Origin of the sequence: Clavibacter sp. VKM Ac-2872, assembly GCF_015351105.1 — a bacterium.
In the GTDB taxonomy this organism is placed as follows: domain Bacteria; phylum Actinomycetota; class Actinomycetes; order Actinomycetales; family Microbacteriaceae; genus Clavibacter.
The window spans coordinates 1-5,192 of the sequence record NZ_JADKRR010000009.1; the positions used below are offsets into that span (position 1 = coordinate 1).

2 rRNA genes are annotated in these 5,192 nt (G+C 54.4%); both read right to left on the reverse strand.

Going from position 1 to position 5,192, the window contains the following annotated elements:
• Positions 1-102: 102 nt before the first annotated feature.
• Positions 103-3,222: ribosomal RNA gene (locus ITJ40_RS16830) — 23S ribosomal RNA — on the reverse strand.
• Between the two features lie 425 nt (positions 3,223-3,647).
• A 16S ribosomal RNA gene (locus tag ITJ40_RS16835) occupies positions 3,648-5,168 on the reverse strand.
• The 16S and 23S rRNA genes sit together here, the layout of an rRNA operon.
• Positions 5,169-5,192 lie beyond the last annotated feature (24 nt).

Sequence of the window (5,192 nt, forward strand, 5' to 3'; positions counted from 1 at the left end):
CCCTACAGGGCATGAAATCTGTGATGAATCGACCAGTCAAGCTGGTTGTTCAATTAGCACCCGACCGTATATCGGGAACCACATAGTGGACGCAAGCAAAGTGTTTTCAAGATATCGGCTTATTAGTACAGGTCAGCTCCACGAGTCTTTAGTCCTCGCTTCCACATCCTGCCTATCAACCCGGTAGTCTAGCCGGGAGCCTTCACCCTGAAAGGGATGGAAATCTCATCTCGAAGCCGGCTTCCCGCTTAGATGCTTTCAGCGGTTATCCGTTCCGAACGTAGCTAATCAGCGGTGCTCCTGGCGGAACAACTGACACACCAGAGGTTCGTCCATCCCGGTCCTCTCGTACTAGGGATAGATCTTCTCAAATTTCCTACGCGCGCAGCGGATAGGGACCGAACTGTCTCACGACGTTCTAAACCCAGCTCGCGTACCGCTTTAATGGGCGAACAGCCCAACCCTTGGGACCTACTCCAGCCCCAGGATGCGACGAGCCGACATCGAGGTGCCAAACCATGCCGTCGATATGGACTCTTGGGCAAGATCAGCCTGTTATCCCCGAGGTACCTTTTATCCGTTGAGCGACAGCGCTTCCACAAGCCACTGCCGGATCACTAGTCCCGACTTTCGTCCCTGCTCGACTTGTCAGTCTCACAGTCAAGCTCCCTTGTGCACTTACACTCGACACCTGATTACCAACCAGGTTGAGGGAACCTTTGGGCGCCTCCGTTACTTTTTAGGAGGCAACCGCCCCAGTTAAACTACCCACCAGGCACTGTCCCTGAACCGGATTACGGTTCGAAGTTAGATATCCAGAGTGACCAGAGTGGTATTTCAACAATGACTCCACCCGAACTAGCGTCCGAGCTTCACAGTCTCCCACCTATCCTACACAAGCCACACCGAACACCAATACCAAGCTGTAGTAAAGGTCACGGGGTCTTTCCGTCCTGCTGCGCGTAACGAGCATCTTTACTCGTAGTGCAATTTCGCCGAGTTCGCGGTTGAGACAGCTGGGAAGTCGTTACGCCATTCGTGCAGGTCGGAACTTACCCGACAAGGAATTTCGCTACCTTAGGATGGTTATAGTTACCACCGCCGTTTACTGGGGCTTAAATTCTCAGCTTCGCACTTGCGTGCTAACCGTTCCTCTTAACCTTCCAGCACCGGGCAGGCGTCAGTCCGTATACATCGTCTTGCGACTTAGCACGGACCTGTGTTTTTAGTAAACAGTCGCTTCCCACTGGTCTCTGCGGCCTTCAAACGCTTCAGGAGTAAATCCCTACACGCCTCAGGCCCCCCTTCTCCCGAAGTTACGGGGGCATTTTGCCGAGTTCCTTAACCACGATTCTCTCGATCTCCTTAGTATTCTCTACCTGACCACCTGAGTCGGTTTGGGGTACGGGCGATTGGAACCTCGCGTCGATGCTTTTCTCGGCAGCATAGGATCACTGATTTCGTCCGTGAGGACTACCCATCGGGTCTCAGGCTATATAGAAGACGGATTTGCCTATCTTCTGCCCTACATCCTTAGACCGGGACAACCATCGCCCGGCTCAGCTACCTTCCTGCGTCACACCTGTTAATACGCTAAACGCCCCAGCGTAGGGTCGTGTGCTAGGCCAAGACCGTCACCCCGAAGGGATCGAATCAAGGATTCAGACACTTAGCATTACTGGATTGTCTTGGGCGGTTCTTCATCGGTACGGGAATATCAACCCGTTGTCCATCGACTACGCCTGTCGGCCTCGCCTTAGGTCCCGACTTACCCAGGGCGGATTAGCCTGGCCCTGGAACCCTTGGTCTTTCGGAGGACGGGTTTCTCACCCGTCTTTCGCTACTCATGCCTGCATTCTCACTCGTGTGGCCTCCACGGCTGGTTCACACCGCCGCTTCGCTGGCCACACGACGCTCTCCTACCCATCCATACGGCTGGACCACGAAGGCCTGCCTATAATATAAATGCCACAACTTCGGTGGCGTGCTTGAGCCCCGTTACATTGTCGGCGCGGAATCACTTGACCAGTGAGCTATTACGCACTCTTTCAAGGGTGGCTGCTTCTAAGCCAACCTCCTGGTTGTCTATGCAACTCCACATCCTTTCCCACTTAGCACGCGCTTAGGGACCTTAGATGGTGGTCTGGGTTGTTTCCCTCTCGACGATGAAGCTTATCCCCCACCGTCTCACTGCTGCGCTCTCACTTACCGGCATTCGGAGTTTGGCTGAAGTCAGTAACCTTTTGGGGCCCATCGTCCATCCAGTAGCTCTACCTCCGGCAAGAAACACGCAACGCTGCACCTAAATGCATTTCGGAGAGAACCAGCTATCACGAAGTTTGATTGGCCTTTCACCCCTATCCACAGCTCATCCCCTCCATTTTCAACTGAAGTGGGTTCGGTCCTCCACGACGTCTTACCGTCGCTTCAACCTGGCCATGGATAGATCACTTCGCTTCGGGTCTAGAACATGCGACTCACTCGCCCTATTAAGACTCGCTTTCGCTACGGCTGCCCCTCACGGGTTAACCTCGCCACATATCACTAACTCGCAGGCTCATTCTTCAAAAGGCACGCTGTCACACCAACAAGGGTGCTCCAACGGTTTGTAAGCAAACGGTTTCAGGTACTATTTCACTCCCCTCCCGGGGTACTTTTCACCTTTCCCTCACGGTACTTGTCCGCTATCGGTCATCTGGGAGTATTTAGGCTTATCAGGTGGTCCTGACAGATTCACACGGGATTTCTCGGGCCCCGTGCTACTTGGGATACTCTCCGGACAGGCGACGACATTTCGACTACGGGGTTCGCACCCTCTATGACTGGCCTTTCAAGACCATTCGTCTATATCGCGCTCATTGCCCTCACAGCTCGGTAGAACTGTACGGAAAGTCCCGCAACCCCGACCATGCAACTCCTACCGGATATCACACATGATCGGTTTGGCCTCTTCCGGTTTCGCTCGCCACTACTAACGGAATCGCTTTTGCTTTCTCTTCCTGTGGGTACTGAGATGTTTCACTTCCCCACGTTCCCTCTACCCGCCCTATATATTCAGGCGGGAGTCACCAGGTCACCCAAAGGGCCTGGCGGGGTTTCCCCATTCGGAAATCCTCGGATCACAGCTCTATTATCAGCTCCCCGAGGCTTATCGCAGATTTATACGTCCTTCTTCGGCTCCAGATGCCAAGGCATCCACCGTTTGCTCTTAGAATCTTGAAATCACATGAGATTGAATCGTTTCGCCTCCCCTAGAGGAGACAGAATTGACCAATGATCTATAAATAGATCTTGTGATCCACCGGAAAACCGGTGAATCTAAGATGCTCGCGTCCACTGTGTAGTTCTCAATATACGGGCGGTACCCCACCACCATCCACAACAGGACGACGGAAAGGGTCCGACAAGAAACCAGACACACCCGAAGATGCGGCCCGGTCCCTCAGGACCCAACAGCGTGCAACATGCCCTCGACACACCGAACCACGTTCCCACCCCACAAGGAGGCGTACTAGCAGCCCGACACATCAGCCGGCATCAATGTCAATGTTCCACCCATGAGCGCCACCACCAGGACATACGCCTGACGCGTGACTTGGCACCCTTGATCTCCCTGTATACAGAGGAGAGGTGCACATGCTCCTTAGAAAGGAGGTGATCCAGCCGCACCTTCCGGTACGGCTACCTTGTTACGACTTAGTCCTAATCACCGATCCCACCTTCGACAGCTCCTCCCTTGCGGTTAGGCCACTGGCTTCGGGTGTTACCGACTTTCATGACTTGACGGGCGGTGTGTACAAGGCCCGGGAACGTATTCACCGCAGCGTTGCTGATCTGCGATTACTAGCGACTCCGACTTCATGAGGTCGAGTTGCAGACCTCAATCCGAACTGAGACCGGCTTTTTGGGATTCGCTCCACCTTACGGTATCGCAGCCCTTTGTACCGGCCATTGTAGCATGCGTGAAGCCCAAGACATAAGGGGCATGATGATTTGACGTCATCCCCACCTTCCTCCGAGTTGACCCCGGCAGTCTCCTATGAGTTCCCACCATTACGTGCTGGCAACATAGAACGAGGGTTGCGCTCGTTGCGGGACTTAACCCAACATCTCACGACACGAGCTGACGACAACCATGCACCACCTGTATACCGACCTTGCGGGGCGCACATCTCTGCACGTTTCCGGTATATGTCAAGCCTTGGTAAGGTTCTTCGCGTTGCATCGAATTAATCCGCATGCTCCGCCGCTTGTGCGGGCCCCCGTCAATTCCTTTGAGTTTTAGCCTTGCGGCCGTACTCCCCAGGCGGGGAACTTAATGCGTTAGCTGCGACACGGAGACCGTGGAATGGTCCCCACATCTAGTTCCCAACGTTTACGGCATGGACTACCAGGGTATCTAATCCTGTTCGCTCCCCATGCTTTCGCTCCTCAGCGTCAGTTACGGCCCAGAGATCTGCCTTCGCCATCGGTGTTCCTCCTGATATCTGCGCATTCCACCGCTACACCAGGAATTCCAATCTCCCCTACCGCACTCTAGTCTGCCCGTACCCACTGCAGACCCGAGGTTGAGCCTCGGGATTTCACAGCAGACGCGACAAACCGCCTACGAGCTCTTTACGCCCAATAATTCCGGACAACGCTTGCACCCTACGTATTACCGCGGCTGCTGGCACGTAGTTAGCCGGTGCTTTTTCTGCAGGTACCGTCACTTTCGCTTCTTCCCTACTAAAAGAGGTTTACAACCCGAAGGCCGTCATCCCTCACGCGGCGTTGCTGCATCAGGCTTTCGCCCATTGTGCAATATTCCCCACTGCTGCCTCCCGTAGGAGTCTGGGCCGTGTCTCAGTCCCAGTGTGGCCGGTCACCCTCTCAGGCCGGCTACCCGTCGTAGGCTTGGTGAGCCATTACCTCACCAACAACCTGATAGGCCGCGAGTCCATCCCCAACCGAAATTCTTTCCACGACCAGACCATGCGGCCAATCGTCATATCCGGTATTAGCTACCATTTCTAGCAGTTATCCCAGAGTCGGGGGCAGGTTACTCACGTGTTACTCACCCGTTCGCCACTGATCCGCCAGAGCAAGCTCTGACATCACCGTTCGACTTGCATGTGTTAAGCACGCCGCCAGCGTTCGTCCTGAGCCAGGATCAAACTCTCCATAAATGCTTAAACGCACGACCACCCGAA